A 22,630-nucleotide genomic window follows, 5' to 3' on the forward strand; every position below is an offset into this window, starting at 1 on the left:
CATGGTTATAAACAAGCTTATCAATACCAAAACCGTAAAATCCAGCCTTTTAGCCATCACACTAGGACTCTCTAGCATGGTTGCCAATGCCTACGACCGTATAGTCGCCATGAGTCCTGATGTTGCTGATATCTTAGTTGCTCTTGGTAGTACCAATAAAATTGTAGGTAAAGATACCACCAATACAAACCCAGCACTGCGCAATGTTCCATCGGTTGGTATACACCGCCACATCACCGCTGAATCAGTCATTGCTGTCCGACCCGACCTTGTATTGGGTAGCTATATGGTACAACCACAAAGTATCTATCAACGCCTAAATGGTCTAAATGTAAAAGCGGTTAATGTCTCCCCAAGAGAAGATGTCAGTAGCTTTGCCAATAGTATTAAGCAAGTCGGACAACTGGTTGGTAAAGCACCACAAGCCAACCGTCTTTCAGCAAAGTGGGTACAAGATATGACTGCCCTACCCCGCACTGGTAAACGCTATATCCTCAGTTATGATGGACGCATTGTTGCTGGTCGCGGTACAGTTGGAGATGAGCTAATTCGTCGAGCAGGCGGCGTCAATGCTGCTGCCAATGTCTCTGGACTCAAACCTCTGACGCGTGAAGGCTGGTTGGCAGCAAAACCAGATATTATTATTATTGCCTCTCACCACCGTCAAGACATTAACAATCGCCCTGAAGTTCTTGCTACCCCTGCTGGTCGCAACAACAATATTAAATACTGGTCAGCCAATGACTTTCTCCGTTTTGGGCTAGATTCTCCACAAACCGTCAGAAGATTGCATAACCTAGCAAGGTAACCTAAAGCACTGATAGCTAACCTCAACCATCAATAGCTATCAGGCAATGGCAATTTACTCGCTTTCACCTTGTATCGCACCAGTCTCTAACATAACAGACACCATAGTGTGACAAGATTGGACGATACAAGGTCATGATAACGTGCATTATTTCTTTTTAACTGACCATTTATAGACCCATTGTCCATGACTCAATCCACACCACAACGCACCAAAGCATCTTCACCAACATCACTAAGCAAAAAAGTGATGCTTTATATCATTGCTACTATACTATCAGTGTTAACAATATGGATTAGTCTAGGGATTGGCTTTGGCGAATGGAACAATCCATTACACCTAGAAGATATTATCTGGGAGTTGCGCTATCCTCGAGTCGTCACTGCATTACTGGTTGGCATGGCGCTATCTGTCAGTGGTGCTGCTCTACAAGCACTTTTTGAAAACCCTTTAGCCGACCCCAGTTTGATAGGAACATCTGGAGGCGCTGCTCTTGGCGTAGTGATTGTGCTGTCTCTTAATATCACAGGAATCGGCGTTCCCCTTGCTGCCTTTATTGGTAGCGTTAGCGTATGTTTATTTATCCTAGCCTGTCATCGTCTGCTTGGAGGTGGGCAGATGGGACTACTAATTTTAGGTTTTGTCATCAGTGCTTTTTGTGCTGCGGTGGTCAGCCTGATGTTATTTTTATCTGATGATATTGTTTTACGCAGTGCGACCAACTGGCTATCGGGTAGCATGGCAGAGGCTGGTTTAGTGCCTTTACGTTATGCCATTGCTTCTATTGTACTAGGGCTACTAATTATCTTGCCACTAGGTCGGCAACTAGACGGATTGATGTTAGGCGAAACCAGCGCACGCTCATTGGGTATCAAGGTTGGTGTTGTGCGGACTTTTGTGGTCATTGCCTCTGCCCTGCTGACTGGTGCGGCGGTATCCTTAGCAGGGGTGATTGGCTTTATTGGTATGATGGTACCAAACTTACTGGCACTATTATTTGGTGGTGGACGAATGCGCCTAATGATATGGTCAGGGTGGCTAGGGGCTATTTTGCTATTAATTGTCGATAGTGCTGCCCGTCATGTTGCCTATCCTGTTGATATTCCTGTTGGTATTGTTTTAGCGATGCTTGGTGGTCCATTCTTTATTTGGTTATTTATCCAAAGTACCCGCCGATAGCAGCAGCTAATATAAACACCTTAGATTGAGATAATATAAAAATTAGGGTCTGTTGAACATTCATCTTTGTAGAAAAAATTGAGGGAAATTTGCCTTAGTCAAGGCAATGAACGCAGGTAATATCGGGATATTAACCAGTTCATTAACGCAGAATAAGGCAAATTTAGCCAATTTTTACACAAAAGTAAAAAAACAACTGTATCCCTTGAAAATACTAGATTAACGGGGTGAATGTTCAACAGACCCTAATAGACCTGAGATTTTCATAACCTTACTAAATCATAGTAGAGGATGCCTAATGGAACAAATAACCCACCCAAACAGCACACAAACTCAAAATGACACTTGGCTAGTGCTAAAAAATATCCATATTGCCCATCGGGATAAAGTTCTATTAGACATTGAGCATCTGCAACTGCCAAAAAATAAATTGATTGCCTTTATCGGTCCTAACGGTGCGGGTAAAAGTACCTTACTACACAGCATCCTAGACCAACATACAGGCAGTTTAACCACTCAAGGTAACATCAGTGCAAATGGCGAACCAATACAAACACTGGTCAAACAAGGAAAAATTGGCTGGGTTGGGCAACATGAGCGTTTTGAACTACCACTGACTGTCTTAGACTATGCCCTACTTGGCACATCTCCCATGCTAGCATGGTATCAACGTCCAAAAGCCAATCATGTGCAGCAAGCACAGCAACTTTTACATGACTTTGAATTGACACACCTGACAACTTCCCGTATTCAAACACTATCAGGTGGTGAAAAACAACGTCTTGCCGTTGTACGAGCATTAATGCAAAACACAAATATATTAATGTTTGATGAGCCTTGTAACCACTTAGATATTCGACATCAACGTTTTCTATTAAACTACCTACACCAACTCGTACATCAGCAAAACAAAAGCATCATTGTTGTCTTACATGACTTAACTCAAGCTCATCGTTATACAGATGAAGTGGTGTTACTCAATCAAGGCAAAGTAGTCGCACAAGGAGCACCCGAAACCATCATGACCAGCTCACAGCTTAGTACCGTCTATCATGTTGACATTAAAGTCCACCAGACAGAGGATGGTGTCGTATTTGTCTAGTAACTACACATATCAGACCTATCATCTGTCTAGATAAACACTTAACCTAATCCTAAAACTAATACATATACGATAAATGTCTAAAAATATCACTGTATTTCTATAAATAAATATTGTAATCTATTAACATATAATCATTATATTAACTAAAAAACAAAACTAAGAGCATATAAGCTCATAAACAATAATCCACAAACTTTGTCTCACTAAACATCTGTATTAATAGTCTATAGTGATGATTTTTTATTAGAATAAATACACATACTACTGCATTAAATTTTGGTTCAAATAGAATAACTATTTTTCCCTAAGTTTGCCTTGTATTACACTATTTTGACTTAAAATCCCTGAATTATAGATAACAAATACAGATTCACATAAAACAAGGAATAACTATGAATCGTACATTATGGGTAATTATTGGTATTATTAGTATCCTTGGTGGTACATTTGCACTCTTTAACCCTCTCAGTGCCTCATTAGCAGCCGAGCAAATTGCTGGCTGGATTTTTCTATTTGTCGGTATTTTACAACTTTTCACAATTTTTCAAGTCAGTAGCACCAGTGCACGCATCTTTACTGGACTTGGTGGTGCTGTCAGTACATTGATTGGATTGGAGCTATTACAAGAACCATTAAAAGGCATCTTAGCTCTCACGTTAGTTATTGCTTTCTTATTTATCCTAACAGGTAGTATCAAGAGCTTTGTGGCATTTAGCTTGCGTAACACACCAGCATTTGCCCCAATGTTATTTTCTGGCATCATCTCTATCATATTAGCAGTGATGATATTTACTAATTTTCCCCAGTCAGCTACCTTTATTTTAGGTATTCTGCTCGCTGTTGAGCTTATCTCAAATGGTCTCACTCTTCTAATGTTCTCACGCAATCAGACAGCCTAATACATAATCTACAACCATTAAAAAACGCACCTTGAGTGCGTTTTGTTGATGGGTCTATTGAACAGTCATTTTTGAAGTAAAAATTAACGCACTGTTTAGGGTCTGTTGAACATTCATCTTTGTAGAAAAAATTGAGGGAAATTTGCCTTAGTCAAGGCAATGAACGCAGGTAATATCGGGATATTAACCAGTTCATTAACGTAGAATAAGGCAAATTTAGCCAATTTTTACACAAAAGTAAAAAAATAACTGTATCCCTTGAAAATACTAGATTAACGGGGTGAATGTTCAACAGACCCTATTACCATCAGAAGGAAAATTTAGTTAATTTTTACACAAAGGTAAAATATCACTATACTCCTTCTAAATACTGACTAAACGGAGTGAGTATTCAACAGAGCCTACTAGAATCTTAGATATATTATTTACATCTAAGCTTAATAAAACATAACTCATGTCAAATTCATACCATTTATCATGCAGATTTATCACATTATCCTGCCTTTATAACAAATTATCAGCAAATTAATAGTTTTAGTACAGAATATATGCTAAAAAATGTTATGGTATTGGTAACATTATCGTTATCTAGTACAGACACATCTAATACAAATTTTGATGTTATACTATGTTTCTTCTCATTCTTATAACTTAGATATTTATGAGTAAAATATAATATGCAACCTGCTATCTTACCTATCTAAAGTAACAACTTCTTATTTAAAATAACTTAGATAACAGGTAACGATATAAAGAGAAATTTTCACTAGCTTGCATTAAGTTGTATGATTTTTATACAGAATCTATATTCTATATGTTTATATACATATAGAGATGTTTATTAATTTTATAGTAAACAATTGATTTTACTATATATTTCACCTTATCACTAATATCATTGTAGTTTGCTTAAATCTAGCCAGTCATCAGTCAAACAAGCTATTATGTAAAAAACCATAGGAAAGTTATAATGTCTCATGATAATAATGACCAAGCTAAGCTAAAACTTGCGCTTGCTCAATCCAACTACTTAGTTGGAGATATTGCAGGTAATGTTAAAAAAATGCACTCTTTGGCAACTCAAGCACGAGATGCGGGGGCAGACATTGTCTTATTCCCAGAGTTAGCACTTCTTGGCTACCCACCTGAAGACTTATTGCTACGCCCTAACTTAGCAGAACGTGTTAAGTCGGCTCTTAGCAAACTTAGTGACATCAAAGATATCGTTATCATTGTGGGCTATCCCCATGTTGACTATCATGGCACTTTTAACTCTGCAGCCATCTTGCATAATGGGCAACAAAAAGGGTTCTACCATAAGCAATATTTACCAAACTACGGTGTCTTTGATGAGCGTCGCTACTTTGATAAAGGTCGTAACCAAGTCTTATTCGATTACCAAGGTATCACGATTGGATTACTAATATGTGAAGACTTATGGCAACCAGAGCCAGTCAAAGCCCTTAAAGAGCAAGGGGCAGATTTAATCCTTACCATAAACTCTTCACCATTTGAACTGGGTAAACAAGAGATTAGAAAAGCCATATTAAAAGAGCGTGCCACCACTAATAATACTCCCATTGTTTATGTAAACAGTGTTGGTGGACAAGACGATTTAGTCTTTGATGGTGGCTCACTGGTTATACAAGCGAATGGTGACATCGCACATGAAGCCCCACGCTTTTTAAATCACCTAATGATGGCAACATTTGATATCAAAACTGCACAGTTTGATACTCAACCCAAGCCCCCCCTATCACTTAGTCCAGAGTCAGAAATGTACCAAGCACTGGTTGTTGGCTTGCGTGACTATGTCAATAATTCTGGATTTGAGGGCGTTATTATTGGTCTATCAGGTGGCATTGACTCAGCCCTATCACTATGTATTGCTGTTGATGCCCTCGGCTCAGATAAAGTCTATGCTGTCATGATGCCTTATGAGTACACCTCACAAATCAGCTTGGAAGACGCTCAAGCTCAAGCACGTCGACTCAATGTATCCTATACAGTCTGCCCTATTCATGATGCCGTCGATGGTATGCGTATGACTCTAGCACCATTATTTAGTAAGTCAAAAGCAGATACCACCGAAGAGAATATCCAAGCACGGGCACGTGGTATGGTACTGATGGCACTGTCTAATAAGTTTGGACATTTAGTCATTACCACAGGTAATAAATCAGAAATGGCAGTTGGCTATGCCACTTTATATGGTGATATGGCCGGTGGCTTTGATGTGCTAAAAGATGTTTATAAAACCCAAGTATATGCACTAGCAAACTACCGTAACCGTCTTGAAGACACAGATGTAATTCCAGAGCGTGTTATTACACGTCCACCATCTGCTGAGCTACGTCCTGACCAAAAAGACCAAGACAGTCTACCTGACTATGATACTTTAGACACTCTATTAAAACACTACATTGATGAAGACTTAGGTTTCAATGAGATTGTTGCCAAAGGATTCCCTGAGGCACTCGTTGCGAAAGTTATTACGATGGTGGATAACAGTGAATACAAACGCCGTCAAGCTGCCATAGGTACAAAAATCAGCCATAAAGCCTTTGGTCGTGAGCGCCGTTATCCATTGGTTAATAAATGGTCAATTCAAGATAACTAAACGCTTACACCACACTTTATATGTAACATACAACAATGCCTATGATGGTTAACCATCATAGGCATTGTAATTTATAAACCGCTTTATCCTCATATTATCAAGTAGTACGCACTCACACCTACTTTCTAGTTTCTAGCACCAAAAATGGCTGTCCCTACCCGCACCATGGTTGAACCATGAGTAATCGCATCTACCATATCACCACTCATTCCCATACTTAATGTATCCCATGCTGTTAGCTCTGGATATTTACTTTTTATTGTATTAAATAATGCCTGTGTTCTGGCAAATGCCTGTGTATCCTCTTTTGCAGGAATAATCATTAATCCACGTAAACACAGCTTTGGATAATCTTTAATCGCACATACCAGTGCCTCTACATCTTCTGGTAAACAGCCTGATTTACTCTCTTCTAGGTCAATATTCACTTGTATTAACACATTTAACGCAGGTAAATTTTCAGGACGTTGATTATTTAAACGTTTAGCAATAATCTCTCGCTCAATGGTATGCACCCACGCAAAGTTTTCAGCAATATCACGGGTTTTATTACGCTGGATATGTCCAATATAGTGCCAAATGATAGACGGTTGCTGAGATTTTAGCACTTGGATTTTATCTAATGCTTCTTGCAAATAATTTTCACCAAAATCAACCTGTCCTGCCTCAGCCAATGCTTGAACCATTGAGGCTGGTTTGGTTTTAGATACTGCCAATAGAGTCACTTGTTGAGATTGACCTTTAGCAGCCCGACTCACCTGCTCTAATACTGCCTGCCAGCGTTGTTGCAACGCCTGTTGTTCTACTAAAGTTAGCTTTTCTTGTACTAGTGATTGTGATGACTGTAACATGGTGACACTTTACCTTCTATTGACACTATTATAAGAGGTTACGGTTAATATGATTCTATCATTATAAGCTATGCTAAAATAATAGGACTCATTATAATGATAACAATGCTAGACTATGTATCAAAGTCTATAACAGTTAGAAAAATAGAGTATTTTTTATTCAAAATAAAAAGCTAAGTTTATATTAAACTGATATTACGACTAGTGAACAGAATAACCTGACGTATATCAGTTGCTTCCATACTCAGCATAATAGATATATGGCACAATAAACCATAACAAATTTTGAATAAAAATATTGATAATTGACTTAATTCACCTTTTACTAGGAAAAAAATATGTCTGCTAAAAGCAATCTAAGCATTGAAGACTTACTACGTTTTGCCCATAAACATAAAGCATCAGATTTACATATCTCTGCTGGCATGCCTGCTGTAATCCGTGTCGATGGTGAGATGATTAAGGTGAATATGCCTGTTATGGATCACCAAACCGTTCATGGGCTCATTTATGACATCATGAATGATAAACAACGTGCTGACTTTGAGGAATTTTTAGAAACTGACTTTTCATTTGAAATTCCACAATTAGCACGCTTTCGTGTAAACGCCTTTAACCAAAACCGTGGTGCTGGTGCTGTTTTCCGAACCATTCCATCAAAAGTATTAAGCATGGAAGATCTTGGTATGGGGGATGTATTTAGAAAAATCTCCAGCTTTAAGCGTGGTGTGGTACTGGTTACTGGACCAACAGGTTCGGGTAAATCCACCTCACTAGCTGCCATGATTGACTATATTAATGATACCCGTAAAGAACATATCCTAACCATTGAAGACCCGATTGAGTTTGTACATCAGTCCAAGAACAGCTTAATTAACCAGCGCGAAGTACATCGAGATACACTCAGCTTCGATGCTGCACTACGCTCTGCACTCCGTGAAGACCCTGACGTTATTCTTGTAGGTGAGCTACGTGACTTGGAGACGATTCGTCTGGCACTAACAGCCGCAGAGACAGGGCACTTAGTTTTTGGTACGCTACACACCAGCTCAGCTGCAAAAACCATTGACCGTGTGATTGATGTTTTCCCAGCAGCAGAAAAAGATATGATTCGTGCGATGTTATCAGAGTCTTTACAGGCCGTTGTCTCACAAACCCTGCTAAAACGTAAGGCTGGTGGACGTGTTGCCGCTCATGAAATTATGTTGGGCACACCAGCAATTCGCAACCTTATTCGTGAAAATAAAATTGCACAGATGTACTCAGCCATTCAAACCAGTGCTGGAGAAGGTATGATTACACTGGATCAAACTTTAAAAAACCTAGTTGCTAATGGCACAATTACCAAAGAAGTCGCTCGTCCTTATGCAAAACAACCCGAAGCCTTCTTCTAAGATTAGATAACTTAATAACTATCTGAATAAATAAAAGCAAAACCAAAAGATTCTTAACTTGACATATAACTGATATATCACTCATAACAGCGAATAACCTTATGGAATTTGATAAATTATTACAACTGATGGTCAAGCAAAATGGCTCTGACCTTTTTATTACAGCAGATGTCCCTCCTTCAATCAAAGTGAATGGGCAAATTCATCCCATCGGTAAGACACCATTGACTGGTAAACAATGTATGGCACTGGTCACCAGTATCATGACTGAAAGTCAAAAACAAGAATTTGCTGAAACAAATGAGTGTCAGTTTGCCATCTCTGATAAAAACAAAACGGCACGCTTTCGGGTCAGTGCCTTTATCCAACGAGATCAAGCTGGCATGGTATTGCGTAAAATTGAAACAAATATTCCAACTGCTGATCAATTAAGACTGCCTCCAATCCTAACCGAACTTGCAATGAAAAAACGTGGCATTATTTTGCTGGTCGGTGCAACTGGTACAGGTAAATCTACGACCCTTGCAGCTATGATTGGTCACCGCAATGCCAACTCACGTGGACATATCATTACCATTGAAGACCCCATTGAATATGTCCATGAGCATCGAGGTTGTATTATTACTCAGCGAGAAGTCGGTATTGATACTCTATCGTTTGAAGCTGGCTTAAAAAACACCTTACGTCAAGCGCCTGATGTGATATTGATTGGTGAGATTCGTAACCGTGAAGTAATGAGCTATGCTATCCAGTATGCTGAAACAGGTCACTTAGTCTTTGCCACACTACATGCGAACAATGCTAACCAAGCCATTGACCGTATCATTCACTTCTTTGAATCAGACCGTCATAGTCAACTATTTATGGACTTATCGCTAAACCTGCGTGCCATCATTGCTCAGCAGCTGATTCCAACGCCTGACGGTAAAGGTCGTCGCGCAGCTATTGAGATTTTGTTAAACACACAGTTAATTGGTGACTATATTCGCAAGGGTGAGATACACGAAATCAAGCCTGTAATGACCCGTTCTCGCGATATTGGTATGCAAACATTTGATCAGGCATTATTTGACTTGTATGAAGCTGGAGAGATTACTTATCAAGATGCCATCAAACATGCCGACTCACCCAATGACCTGCGATTACAAATTAAACTACATGGTAAAAATGCTGGTAAAAATATGGATGATGACATTGCTGGATTATCATTAGACATCCAACCTGAGGAAAATCAAGGTAACCGCTTAAGATAACATAACAAAGATACAGAAATAATCACCCCGTCTCTATATCTCTATTTGACACTGTAACTCATAATAGAAAATAAAGACGGGGTGACACCATATCAATAACAGTCTGAATCAAAACCAGCGAATACACCAGTTAATTCATCTATAAATAATGCAAATACGGGGGAGTATTTACTTTTATTGAACCGTATCCTGACACTCTTTATCATCACACACTCCATACAACACTAAAGAGTGACCGGACAGCTTAAAGCCATAATCAGCAGCAACTTTCTTTTGTTCCGCCTCAATAACCTCATTGTGAAACTCAACAATCTTACCACAGACATCACAAACTAAATGATCATGATGTTGCTCTTGCATAATCTCAAAAACTGACAAATTGTTTTCAAAGTTATGACGCTCTACAATACCTGCCTGCTCAAACTGAGTTAGCACACGATATACAGTCGCTAGACCAACATCTTCACCTTGCTCTATCAGTGCCTTATATACCTCTTCGGCGCTCATATGATGATTCTCAGCATTTTCTAACAACTCTAAAATTTTGATACGTGGCAATGTGACTTTCAAGCCTGCTTTGCGTAAATCTTGATTAGTAAAACCCATAATCGTCCTTCTCGTCTATCAATGAATAAATTGTTATTGCTACAAATATTTTTAGTAAATAATGTCGTAAGTGGTAGGCAATTGCAAGTAAATAACGTATCATTTAGTGATTGAAATTTTCTATTATCAAGTTGATGAGTGAATATATGAATACTTCTACACACCATATGACCAAAAAAACTTCTCTCATTACTGGTCGTCGATTATTATCTGCCGCCTCATTAACATCCGTTTTGTTATTATCGGGCTGTTCAATGTTTGGTGTATATAAAATTGACTTACCACAAGGAACACCAATCACCCAACCTCAAGCACAAAAAGTGCAAATTGGTATGAGTCAAGATCAAGTATTATATCTACTAGGTAGTCCTGCTATGCGTGATACCCTAGCACCAAACCGCTGGGACTATTTGTATGACTACACACCTGGTACTTATGGCAAGCGTGAAGGCAAAAAAGCCATTCAGGGTGCATCACAACATCTTAGCATCTTCTTTGATAACACAGGTCGTGTAATTCAAATTCAGGGACTTGAAAGTCTACCTAGTCACTAAGTATATCAGAGCAAAAGGGCACTTTTACTGTAAAATTCTTAACTCTATAGATATTTATACAGAAGTTGCCCTTTTTTTGCGTTTACGCATTGGATCAACACTTAAAGGACGATACACCTCTAAACGATCATCAGCATCCAACTGATAATCTAAGGGTTGCTTCTGTGAGCAAACACCTACTCGCCAGTCTTTATGAATAATAGGTTGACCATAGTTCTGCTGACACCATACAGATAGTGCCTCGTCCTTATCCAACCACCCTGCCATCTGCAACGCACTATAAACTGTTGTTCCTTGTGGCACTTGCATTTCATGATACCACTGCTCACTGGCAGATGGTGCATACGCCATACTTATGGCAATCATAGCACTACCCATATCCACCATCCTTTTCATACAAAATAGCTTACCATAATATAACCATAGTCACGGCTATATGACTCCTCACCTAACGCAAAAACCAACCCACAAAGCCTAATATCACCAATAATGGAACAACCAAACGTATGGCTACTCGCCATAGGTTATATGTAGCCTCTGAAGAGAAGTTTAATGACTTGCGCATATGACTGATTTTCATCTGCCAACCAGAGAATATCGCCAAAATTAATACCGCTATAAAGCTACTAATGACCAATAGCGTCAGTAACAAAGACTGGGGACCTACTGCCACCATAATACTGGTAATAATAAAGCTGATCAGCAAACCAATCCAACGTCCAAACTTCACTGCCAACTGTGAACTGGCATAGTGGATAACATATCCTGAAAGTATCACTACCCCAATACCATAAATAAATAAGGCAATAGGAGGCAATACCACATTACTCATTATCAAAGCAAAGATACCAATGATTAGCTGAGTTACCCATATCGGAAATACTGCTTTACTGGCGATATACTGTATGCTGTTTTTAGTATCTTGAGCCACTGACAACTCTTGCTCACGACCTTTAGAGAACCAATACAGACCAGTACCTGCACCCACACTCACCAGTGCCATCATCACTGCACTTGCCCACTCATTTAAGTTCGTTTCTGTCATTGTAAAAGGTGGGATTAGACCATCTGTACCAGTGCTAATGCCCGCCCATAGTAAAGCAGCAATAATACAAACCAGTCCTAGTAATAATAATTGCTCAGCTAACAAACTTAATAGCGTTACAATTACAACAAGACCCACTGCCAATGCAAAAGCAGGCACATTAATCTGTAACCCCATCAGCTCAGTGCTGGCCAACAAATCTTGACTTAAAGAGACGATACTTAATGAGGCAATCAATACTGACAACCAAACAGATAACCAAGAAAATCCACGCCACATCGGGCTAGCATCTGCCTCACGCGTTAACTTCTGCATCCCAGAAAAAGGAGACTGATGACTACGATATGCCAGCCCAACTTCTGCAAATATTACAGGTAGACCAACCACTACCATTGCAAGTAGCCATAATATCCAAAAATCAATCTGTCCAGATGGACTGGGGACAAACCAATGAAATAGTAATAATGGCAAAATAGCAGCAACTAATAGGGGAGCAAATGTTCGCATAGAGATATCCAAATAGCGATTAGGCAAAATTTATTTTATATATTCCTATATATAAAATTATATTGAATGGTAGATAAAATATATCCCATTATAATGGCATAAATAACTATCAAGAAAAAAGTAGATAACGACAAAAAACCCCGAAAACGGGGTTCTTGTCATTAATATCATTATATTATAAATATATTAACAGTCAGCATTATAGATATAACAGCTTATATGACCCATATCACATCCATACACAGTAAAAAGTGTCTCTCACTCAAATACTGGCAATTTATTAAACTTCACTATTATCAATATAAACGAACTATATATTGCTTATACTTGATACAAAAGATGCTAAGTCATACAAAACCATATGCTCTATTAATGCACAGCACTTAAATATTCAGATAGTATCTTGATATCATTATCTGATAGTTTCGATGCAACTGTCTGCATCATACCTTTTTGACCTTCTTTTTCAGAATCATTGGTACGAGTCTGGTCTTTTGTGACATCATCCTCACGACCTGCAGCACGGAACATTTTTAGCTGAATACCAATATATTCAGCATGTTGTCCACCCAAACGTGGGAAAGCAGCATAAGCATTACCACCTGCTTTTGGTCCATGACAACCAGAACAAGGGATGACACCTCGTGTACTGTCTCCACCCAAGAACAGCTTGGTTGCTGCTTGTGTGGTTGCGGGGTTACCATATGTCACACCCCAAGGTGCTTGTTCAGAATAATATCCAGCCACATTTGCAATGTCTTGTTGAGACAGTCCGGCTACCTGAGCTTCCATGATACCGTTATGACGACGACCCGTTCTAAAGTCCATAAGCTGTTTATATAGATATCGGACATTTTGTCCACCTAAATTTGGCTGAGTAGGGACTACGCTTACGCCGTTGAGACCATGACAGGCTGCACAGACTTGCTCGGCTGTTGCCTGACCGGCATTAACGTCATATTCAGGGACAATGATGACCGCATGGGCGCTGAAACTGGCAATAAACAAGCTGGTGGCAGCGAGCAACTTTTTCATCGATACGAATCCTACTAACGAGAGGTAGGTACTTATCCACTATAAACAAGCGCAATAACACACGGATATGACAAACTAATGCAAGGTCATACTACGATAAACCACCTTGTTATATAACAAGCTAAATAACAAAATGACTGTTTATCATCTTTGGTGCTGCCACTTGAGAGTGAAGTACCTACTATGAATGAGGTTTTATTTAACCGTTATTATAGCAACAGTTGGGTAAAAATAGCTACTCATCTATTTACCGATGCGTTCTCTATCTGATGTAATTTTTACCATTTACTAGAAAAACCCTGTAAACAGCAGGGTTTTCAGTAATTTTTAAAATTGTGACTCAGTTGTCTATTCAGTTACCTATTGTGCTTTCGGTTTCATCATATATTCAATCAGTTGTTGATACTGCTGGTCTGAACAATCACTACATAGCCCACCTGCTGGCATCTGAGTCATACCATTTTTCACTGAATTTACCAGTCCTGCCATACCTTTTTTGTCTTCAAGACGCTTCCAGACAGCAACATCACCTGTTTTTGGTGCATTAAGCGCACCTGTGTCATGGCATGTCGCACAGCTATCTGCATAAATAGTGGCAATATCATTTGCTGCTTGACTATTACCAACCATACCTATGGTTAATAATAAAAATATACTCAAAGTGGCTAGTGGTTTTGGCTTCATCATTGTCATTTTGGAAGAAGTTGCCTGAGCCATCTTCTGCCATAATGTACAGTGACGCAATGAGTTGGTCATCATAGTAGGTATTCCTTATCTTTATCCGGCTTTATCATCACACAAGTTACAATAAGCACTATTGCTACCTTGTGGTATAAACCCACTTTTTTACAACCTGACTATGTATTAATCATTTAGAGTATTAATAAGTTAGATTGTAAGTTAGTGTACGGATATTCACCTAACTCTATTATGATGTATATTTAAAAAATTTCAATGAAATATCTGTATAAGTTTTACTTAACTACACTACAACCCCACTAACTCACTCACCTTATAAACTTTATAAGAAGTCAACTACGATTACATCTTCATAATTTAGTCAAAAGCAAACCCAAAAGATTGTTATAATAGAATTTGTTGCTAATAAACAACATCCACCATTAAAACAGTAAAACCCTTTATCTACTGAGACACCTCATGACTGAACAACTCTCTGCTTCTAATACCTCACTGTCAGCACGCCAGCGCTTGCAACAAACGGAATTTATGCTCTCTGCACCAACTTTTCGTTTATGCCCTGACGATGCTGGTTATGAAGTGGCCTTTGCAGGGCGCTCAAATGCAGGGAAGTCTTCTGCTATCAATGCACTAACCAATCAGCGTCAACTTGCACGGTCTTCAAAAACACCTGGGCGCACACAAATGATTAACTTTTTTCGTATTGGTGCTGATGATACCCGCTTGGTTGATTTACCCGGTTATGGTTATGCTGCTGTTCCTTTAGAGATGAAAAAAGAATGGCAAGTTGAGCTAGAGGAATACCTAGTCTCTCGGCAAAGCCTGACTGGATTGGTACTGCTAACAGATATTCGCCATCCACTCAAATTTTTTGATGAGCAGATGCTACACTGGGCAAAAGATGGAGAGTTACCCGTACATGTGTTACTGACAAAGGCAGATAAACTTAAATATGGTGCTGCCAAAAATACATTGCTCAAAACAAAAAAACAATTAGATAAATTACAGCTTCCTTGCAGTATCCAATTATTTTCTGCATTGAAAAAAGAAGGCATTGATGAATTGGCAGAAGTCATGGGTGGCTGGTTAGAGTTTTAACCAGCTAGCTAACTTATATAAACCATAAACAGTAATGATACATAAGTTATGATTGTGACGGCTGTAACAATAACTGCGCTAACTGCTCAGGTGTATCGACTTGGTAGGTTGGATGTTCTTGTGTCAATACTTGCGCCTGCCCTGCACCATAATTGACAGCAATGGCAGTCATGCCTAAAGCATTCGCCATTTGTAAATCATGTACACTATCACCAATAAATACCGCATCACTAACTTCATGTCCTGTTGTTGCTAAAATATCTTTCAACATTTGTGGGTCAGGTTTAGAGCCAGACTCGTCTGCACAGCGTGTCATCACAAAATAATGCTCACTACCACTATCATCTAATACGCGCTGTAGCCCTACCCGTTTTTTCCCTGTTGCCACTGCAAGCTGTTTACCTTGAGCTTTTAGTTGTGCCAACATATCTTCAATTCCTGTAAAAAATGGACTGCTGGCACTGTTAGCAATGTAGTAATCTGCATAACTTTGGACAATCTTTTGATGCTCTTCACTATTGGCTTGTGGATACAAAATCTCAATACCTTTAATCAGACTCAAGCCAATGATGTCTTTTATCGCTTCATCACTGCTACTAAAGCCATTGGCTTCACCAGCAATGTGCATTGATTTAACAATTAAACCAATAGAATCCATTAGCGTACCGTCCCAATCAAAAATGATTAGCGACTTCTGGCTTAAATCATGTGTTTGTTCAGTCGAAGTTTTTATCATTATGGCATCACACTCTATTTTCTATGGTCAATTCAAAACGATATTGGTACGCTGTTTATTCTGCATCATCTGGCAACAATGCTTGTATATCTTCTGGTAACTCTGCTTTAATCACTGGATAATCAGGGATTTGTAGTTGCCATGCGTGCAAACATAAACGCCTAACAGTAGATTTATCATGTGGATTATATTTATCATCACCCAAGATTGGATGTCCAATATGTGCTAAATGCACACGTATCTGATGGGTTCGCCCTGTTAATGGTGAAGCCTGTATTAGACTTACAGATTGACCAGCTAAGCTAAACCGTTGTAAGACCTCAATATTTGTCTGACTGGGTTTGGCTTGCTCATCACGCTCATCAACTTTTACTCGCCGTTCCCCATTTGCCAGTGTATAACGAAGCAACGGTGCATCAATTTGCTGACTATTTAACACAGGCTGTCCTTGACTGAGACAAAGATATGATTTTTGGATGGTTTTATCCCGCAAATGCTGTTGCAAAACCTTTAGAGTTGAGCGCTTTTTGGCTATCATCAATAAGCCTGAAGTATCTTTATCAATGCGATGTACCAGCTCCAGATATTTTTTACCTGTACTTTCACGCATTGCCTCTATCACGCCAAAATCTACCCCACTACCACCATGCACAGCCATACCCGATGGCTTATCAATGACCAATAGTCCCTCATCTTCATATACGATTCGTTGAAGCAAACTTTGTGCAAACGCATCACTAATAATAGGCTTTTCTCGAGTTGCCAAAGTAATAGGGGCAATCCGTACAACATCACCACGAGATAGCTTATCGTGAGGCTTACAACGTTTATTGTTAATCCTTACCTCATCAGAGCGGATAAGCTTATAAACATGAGATTTTGGTAGTCCTTTTAGACGCGCTAAGAGGAAATTATCAATACGCTGATCATGTTGGTTGCGCGTCACCTGCAAATAGTTCACTTGTTGAAAATTTGCAATATCATCATCAGCGCTTTGTGGACGGTGCTTTGAAGAAGTCTTTATGGGCTTTATTTCTGCATTTGTCATATTTAATTAGGTGTTTGGCAAAAGATTTGCTATAGTTTACCACGTTGAGGTACCTATCATGAGAGTAGATACACTCATATTATGCCTTTTGCATAATATCTCTCTACTTATGTTAGCTCAACCCATAAACTTTTTTATTTACTACCATAAACCCTTATCAAGCTTACAACTATGATGAGATATTATGGTATGAATTACTTAACTCAACGCACGACCATCAGTATTTTATTAGACAGGACTCAGCAACTTACTGCCCGATACTTACTTACAATAAGTATTTATGGCAACTTTTGAGTCAGTCATAAAAGAAAAAGCATGAATATGTTTTGGTTAGCAGATGTTGAGCAAGTCACATGACTGTATCCATAAGATAATGAATGGCGGTCAAACGAATTTATCTTGACGACATTGACAAAATATACCTTATTCACAACTTACTGAATATTTATTCGTTTGCCAAGTACGCCCCGCCACTGCACACACTGCTTTTATTGTGCAACACTATCTTGATGACTATCATGATTTGACACTAATTTGTGATGTCAGTTTTGCTTGGGTCATTACCCATCAAACTAACACATTTAAAAATATTGCATTGTTTCTATCATCTTATTTAGGCATTTAAATACTTTAAGCACCATTATGAGTACATAGAAACATTCCAACATATAAAAGTCTGGCAGATATTTGTCCAAACGATGATTTGAGCAAACCGCTCACAGCAATACAATACGCCCATACTTTTATTATGTAGACAGCAAGGTTTATAAATGACAAAAAATAGAATGAATGTTGTCCATCGACAAGTACATCAATACAAACAAAACTCACAACTGCCACTGGCAACATTGAGTGACCCTGTAATGATACCGTCGATAGATAAAACATAACTGCTCCAATATTGTAAAAGTGGATACATTTATCAAAATCCTTTATCAATATCAGACATGACACTTGATAGACAAACTTTTACAAGATAGGGTGTGTTACATTCATTTGCATATGCACTAATATGCCGTCATATCACATAACTTAATGTAAAAACACGTTATACTTTTGACAGCCTCTATTTAGACTTAGCATACATCACAACTTTGTGCTTCCAATACTTGCTACTGCCCATCTATTCAATATAGCGATATCTTTGCATCATACTATGGCGTGTGCTCTAAAATAGACAGGACACACCATGAAACGTATTCTTATCAACGCTACCCACAACGAAGAAATTCGTGTTGCCTTGTGCAAAGGCAATCATCTATACGATTTTGACCTAGAAAACCGTACCCGTGAGCAGAAAAAAGCAAACATCTATAAAGGACATGTCACCCGTGTCGAGCCATCTCTTGAGGCTGTCTTTGTAGAATATGGCTCACAACGTCAAGGCTTTTTACCCATTCGTGAAATTGCCAATGAATATCTCTCTGGTAATCCTCGTGATGAAAATATCAAGAAACTCATCAAAGAAGGTGATGAGCTGATTGTCCAAGTCGAAAAAGAAGAGCGAGGCAACAAAGGTGCGGCACTATCAACCTATGTTTCACTGGCTGGTCGCTACTTGGTTCTGATGCCAAACAACCCTCGTGGCGGTGGTATCTCTCGCCAAATCTCTGGTAAATTACGTGAAGATATGAAACGTATGCTCAGTAACCTTGACCTACCCAAGGGCATGAGTGTCATAATCCGTACAGCAGGTATTGGCAAGACTCAAGAGGAACTACAACATGACCTCAACCATCTGTTGAACATCTGGAGTGCCATTCAGGAACAGAATAAAAAATACCCTTCACCACGCCTTGTCCATCAAGAAGCAGGTGTGGTTACGCGTGCTGTACGTGACTACCTGCGTGATGATATTGGTGAAATCTGGATTGATAATGAAAATGCCTATACTGAGGCAGCCAATTTTATCAAAGCGGTCATGCCTAGACAGATAGATAAACTGCGCAAATATACAGATTATGAGCCAATGTTTGCAAACTTTGGCATCGAAAAACAAATCGAAACCGCCTATCAGCGTGAAGTACGCCTACCCTCTGGTGGCTCTATTGTGATTGACCAAACGGAAGCCTTGGTATCCATTGATATCAACTCTGCCAAATCAACCAAAGGCTCAGATGTCGCCGAGACAGCCTATCATACCAACCTTGAAGCTGCTGATGAGATTGCCCGTCAGCTTCGTCTACGTGATATGGGTGGTCTGATTGTTATTGACTTTATTGACATGAATGATAGCAAGCATCAGCGAGATGTTGAAAAACGTCTGGTTGAAGCAACTAAATATGACCGTGCGCGTGTCCAGTTTGGTACAATTTCTAAATTTGGCTTGATGGAAATGAGCCGTCAGCGCTTACGCCCATCGTTAGAAGAATCAACAGGCTACATTTGCCCTCGCTGTCATGGTAACGGCATGATTCGTGACCTACGCTCGCTTTCTTTATCTATCATGCGTCAAATTGAGCAAATTGCTTTAAAAGAACGCCAAGGGGAAGTACAAGCAGAAGTACCAACCGATATCGCTGCCTTTTTACTAAATGAAAAACGTGACAGCCTAGTCTATCTAGAGCAAGATAGCGGTACTCGTATTACCATCTTGCCACATGCACATTTAGAATCACCACAATTTAAACTGCTCTTTAACCGCGATGGCTTTGCGCCTTCTAGTTATGAGCGTATCAGCGATGCTCAGCAACAAGAAACCAGTGACCTAGGTTATGATGTCAACTGGCAAACCGCCGAAACAGAACGCCCCGAGCAACAACCTGTCAGACAACCTCATGCCAGCCTTGCCAATACTCCCAAATCACAGACAACTGTAAAAACAACAGGTGTCACAACACCAAGCATGGCAAGTACAAACAATGCAGTTACTGAAACAAAACCTGCTGCTGTTGCATGGCTATCTAACCTTTTTGCACCTTCTCCAGAAGCAAAACCAACAGACCATATCAGTAGTCAAGATGCTGCTCAAGCAATTGAATCTATTGTTAATACTGGGGCAAAAAGTCGCGGTATCTTTGGGCAAGTGGCAGAAGCGCCTATTGCATCACAAACCCAACCTGCTTACAGTGGCGCACAAGTAGAGCCTGAAACGACACAGCAACCAAAAGAAAAAGATGAAACAAATAAGCGTCAACGTAAATCTCGTCATAATGTAAAATCAAAACACAGCAAAACAAAATCAAGAGGCTCTCGCAGAGATGAGCGTACTGATGGTGCTAATACAAAAGACAACCGTCAAGATAATAAACGCACTGAGACACAAGATAAAGATAATGGTCATCAGGTCTCAACTGAGCAAAACGACTTGCCAAAACGCAGCTCACATAGCAGACGTGAGTCACGAGGTGCAATTGAACGCTCAGAGACTTTAACTGCAAGTAATCACAAGCAACCACAGCACAAAGCAGATGCTCACTCCAACAAACCTGAGCAAAAGGCAGCAAATACATCTGTAGAAAATATAGAAAAAAATGCCTTAAACCCAAATGAAATCAATCTAAGGGTTAGCGCATCGCCTCTATCACTAAAAGAACCTGAAGTTGTGCATTTATCATTAGATGAAACGGCAAACAAAGCGAAAAAGACTGAGCAAAAAGCGCAGGCTCATACAACTGCAATAGAAGAAGTAGAGCAAAAGGCCAGCTCTGAATCAGCTCATACCAATGATACGACTGATAAATTAAAAAATACTGCTTCAGATATCAGTAGTGTTAATACAGACAGTAATGACTCAAGCACTATTGAAGATGCACCTAACGTAAGCAAACAGAATGATGCTTCTACATCTGATGATATGGCTGCAACAATAGAACCAAAAACTGAGCTATCTCATCCAGAAGAAGATACTGACCATACATCATACTATGATGTTGAGCAGCTATTTGCAGAGCGCTATGCAGCCGCCAAACAATATGGCAAAGCCAGTAATGACCCTCGTGTCGTCAGAGCGCAACAACAAAAACAAGTGGTTGTTGCATCTACCAGTAGCAGCCTAGCGGCCATCTCAGGCAGTGTTGGTGAGTTTATCCACACCTACCTACCTCAGGCACAACAGCTATTAGCAGAGCAAGGCGTGATTGCTTGCTTCTTATCTGCATTACAACAGCGACAAACAGCAAGTCAAAACCCAGCTGATAACGCAAATGATGTAGAGCAAAGCTTTAGCAACTATGGCTATCAACCACTGGCTGACGACTATTTAAGCCAGTTTGAAAAAATGACAGCCGCAGTCGCACAGTTTGCTACAGCACAAGGCAAGACTGAAGCACAGCCCTCTGTTATTGGTCAAAGAGCCAGTAATGACCCTCGTGGTCAGCATCCTGACTATGTCGCAACAACACCTGCTCATGAGGTTCAGCCGACACAGCCCAGTTCAAATGAGTCTAGCCACACAAATGCACAAGCAGACTTTTTACCAGCAGAAACTGTTGGAAAATATATCTTGCGTATCCTAGCTCAGCATGGTGAAACACTGCTTGAAGCTGGAAAAACTGAAACTGCATTTTTACAGGCTCTACAACAACACAGTAACAGAGCAGATGTAGAAAAGCACTTTGCTAATGCACTGGCATCAGAATCTCAGGCTCAAGCCGTCGAAAAGGAAAGTGAGCAAATGCTACATCATGCTGATATATCATCAGTACAGAATGAAGTGACCGCCTCAGATATTTCTGATATTGATAACAACTCAGATAAAGCTGAAGCTTCTACAGAGGTAGTACAAGAGAAAATATCAGAAATATCTCATACTGAGTCTGAAGTGGAAGACGATAGTCCAGCAGAGAATAATGCAAACAGCGACGCTCAAAATGAAGCCAAAGCAGAAGCTGGCAAAACCAGTGTTGAAAGCTACAAAAGCATGATTGAGACTGTTTCAGAGCAACTGCTATCACAAACAGGACTATTTAACTTAACACCTGCAAAAGTCACACCCAAAGCAGGCAGTAAAGTACCAAAGTCTCGGACACGTAAGCCGAAAACCGAGCATAAAAAGCCAACTCAAGCTGAGCGACAAAAAAGCAAAGCAGAAGACAAAAAGACTGAGGATAAAAAGATAGAGGACAAAAAATAGTCTGATATCTGATGGTATCTACTATCGTTGCCTCAAGATAAAACCACTATCAGAGCATAAGGAAAAAGTGTGGACTTTCTACATCTGTAGTGGCTTTATTTAAGATTAATCATATCAAT

General features: G+C 39.6%; 18 protein-coding genes. 10 read left to right on the forward strand and 8 right to left on the reverse strand.

All coding sequences use genetic code 11. From position 1 onward, the window contains the following. Position 1: 1 nt before the first annotated feature. The 5 genes from FHK88_RS05775 to FHK88_RS05795 all read left to right on the forward strand — a co-directional run bounded on the left by FHK88_RS05775 (position 2) and on the right by FHK88_RS05795 (position 6,611). Positions 2 to 808 carry a heme/hemin ABC transporter substrate-binding protein gene (locus tag FHK88_RS05775; protein ID WP_227429794.1) on the forward strand — a complete coding sequence of 269 codons (807 nt, stop codon included), beginning with the start codon at positions 2 to 4 and terminating at the stop codon, positions 806 to 808. Between the two features lie 186 nt (positions 809 to 994). Further along, positions 995 to 1,987, forward strand: a complete 993-nt coding sequence (locus FHK88_RS05780; protein ID WP_227429795.1) for a FecCD family ABC transporter permease — start codon at positions 995 to 997, stop codon at positions 1,985 to 1,987. 298 nt (positions 1,988 to 2,285) lie between these two features. Then, positions 2,286 to 3,089: an ABC transporter ATP-binding protein gene (locus tag FHK88_RS05785; protein ID WP_227429796.1), complete on the forward strand. Its 804-nt coding sequence runs from the start codon at positions 2,286 to 2,288 to the stop codon at positions 3,087 to 3,089. A 395-nt stretch (positions 3,090 to 3,484) separates the two neighbouring features. Beyond that, positions 3,485 to 3,991, forward strand: a complete 507-nt coding sequence (locus FHK88_RS05790; RefSeq protein WP_227429797.1) for an HdeD family acid-resistance protein — start codon at positions 3,485 to 3,487, stop codon at positions 3,989 to 3,991. 970 nt (positions 3,992 to 4,961) lie between these two features. Next, on the forward strand, positions 4,962 to 6,611 hold the full coding sequence (locus tag FHK88_RS05795) for an NAD+ synthase (protein ID WP_227429798.1): 1,650 nt from the start codon (positions 4,962 to 4,964) through the stop codon (positions 6,609 to 6,611). Positions 6,612 to 6,736: 125 nt separating this feature from the next. On the opposite strand, the gene FHK88_RS05800 is transcribed toward FHK88_RS05795, so the two are convergent. Further along, positions 6,737 to 7,462, reverse strand: a complete 726-nt coding sequence (locus tag FHK88_RS05800) for a YggS family pyridoxal phosphate-dependent enzyme (protein WP_227429799.1) — start codon at positions 7,460 to 7,462, stop codon at positions 6,737 to 6,739. A gap of 338 nt (positions 7,463 to 7,800) precedes the next feature. On the opposite strand from FHK88_RS05800, the gene FHK88_RS05805 reads away from it, so the two are divergent. Next, a complete protein-coding gene (locus FHK88_RS05805; protein WP_227429800.1) occupies positions 7,801 to 8,856 on the forward strand; it encodes a type IV pilus twitching motility protein PilT in 1,056 nt (351 codons plus the stop codon). A 101-nt stretch (positions 8,857 to 8,957) separates the two neighbouring features. Further along, positions 8,958 to 10,109: a PilT/PilU family type 4a pilus ATPase gene (locus FHK88_RS05810; protein ID WP_227429801.1), complete on the forward strand. Its 1,152-nt coding sequence runs from the start codon at positions 8,958 to 8,960 to the stop codon at positions 10,107 to 10,109. A gap of 174 nt (positions 10,110 to 10,283) precedes the next feature. On the opposite strand, the gene fur is transcribed toward FHK88_RS05810, so the two are convergent. Beyond that, complete coding sequence (fur, locus tag FHK88_RS05815) at positions 10,284 to 10,715, reverse strand: ferric iron uptake transcriptional regulator (RefSeq protein WP_227429802.1); 432 nt, start codon at positions 10,713 to 10,715, stop codon at positions 10,284 to 10,286. Positions 10,716 to 10,882: 167 nt separating this feature from the next. On the opposite strand from fur, the gene FHK88_RS05820 reads away from it, so the two are divergent. Further along, a complete protein-coding gene (locus FHK88_RS05820; RefSeq protein ID WP_413680461.1) occupies positions 10,883 to 11,269 on the forward strand; it encodes an outer membrane protein assembly factor BamE in 387 nt (128 codons plus the stop codon). A 54-nt stretch (positions 11,270 to 11,323) separates the two neighbouring features. Here the strand turns inward: FHK88_RS05820 and FHK88_RS05825 are convergent, their stop codons facing one another. From FHK88_RS05825 to FHK88_RS05840, 4 genes are all read right to left on the reverse strand, one after another. Further along, complete coding sequence (locus FHK88_RS05825; RefSeq protein WP_227429803.1) at positions 11,324 to 11,647, reverse strand: RnfH family protein; 324 nt, start codon at positions 11,645 to 11,647, stop codon at positions 11,324 to 11,326. A gap of 70 nt (positions 11,648 to 11,717) precedes the next feature. After that, the gene (locus tag FHK88_RS05830; RefSeq protein ID WP_227429804.1) at positions 11,718 to 12,821 is read right to left on the reverse strand and encodes a hypothetical protein; all 1,104 of its coding nucleotides are present in this window, start codon (positions 12,819 to 12,821) and stop codon (positions 11,718 to 11,720) included. A gap of 369 nt (positions 12,822 to 13,190) precedes the next feature. Beyond that, a complete protein-coding gene (locus tag FHK88_RS05835; protein ID WP_227429805.1) occupies positions 13,191 to 13,856 on the reverse strand; it encodes a c-type cytochrome in 666 nt (221 codons plus the stop codon). A 360-nt stretch (positions 13,857 to 14,216) separates the two neighbouring features. Further along, positions 14,217 to 14,615 carry a c-type cytochrome gene (locus FHK88_RS05840; protein WP_264480624.1) on the reverse strand — a complete coding sequence of 133 codons (399 nt, stop codon included), beginning with the start codon at positions 14,613 to 14,615 and terminating at the stop codon, positions 14,217 to 14,219. Positions 14,616 to 15,014: 399 nt separating this feature from the next. On the opposite strand from FHK88_RS05840, the gene yihA reads away from it, so the two are divergent. Further along, on the forward strand, positions 15,015 to 15,653 hold the full coding sequence (gene yihA / locus FHK88_RS05845; RefSeq protein WP_227429806.1) for a ribosome biogenesis GTP-binding protein YihA/YsxC: 639 nt from the start codon (positions 15,015 to 15,017) through the stop codon (positions 15,651 to 15,653). 46 nt (positions 15,654 to 15,699) lie between these two features. Here yihA and FHK88_RS05850 read toward each other — a convergent pair whose 3' ends face one another. Together FHK88_RS05850 and FHK88_RS05855 are read right to left on the reverse strand one after the other, a co-directional pair. Further along, positions 15,700 to 16,389: an HAD family hydrolase gene (locus tag FHK88_RS05850; RefSeq protein WP_227429807.1), complete on the reverse strand. Its 690-nt coding sequence runs from the start codon at positions 16,387 to 16,389 to the stop codon at positions 15,700 to 15,702. 55 nt (positions 16,390 to 16,444) lie between these two features. Next, complete coding sequence (locus FHK88_RS05855; protein WP_227429808.1) at positions 16,445 to 17,437, reverse strand: RluA family pseudouridine synthase; 993 nt, start codon at positions 17,435 to 17,437, stop codon at positions 16,445 to 16,447. Positions 17,438 to 18,626: 1,189 nt separating this feature from the next. On the opposite strand from FHK88_RS05855, the gene FHK88_RS05860 reads away from it, so the two are divergent. Beyond that, the gene (locus tag FHK88_RS05860) at positions 18,627 to 22,511 is read left to right on the forward strand and encodes an Rne/Rng family ribonuclease (RefSeq protein ID WP_227429809.1); all 3,885 of its coding nucleotides are present in this window, start codon (positions 18,627 to 18,629) and stop codon (positions 22,509 to 22,511) included. The last annotated feature ends 119 nt before the right edge of the window (positions 22,512 to 22,630 follow it).

Source organism: Psychrobacter sp. I-STPA6b, assembly GCF_020662265.1.
In the GTDB taxonomy this organism is placed as follows: Bacteria; Pseudomonadota; Gammaproteobacteria; order Pseudomonadales; family Moraxellaceae; genus Psychrobacter.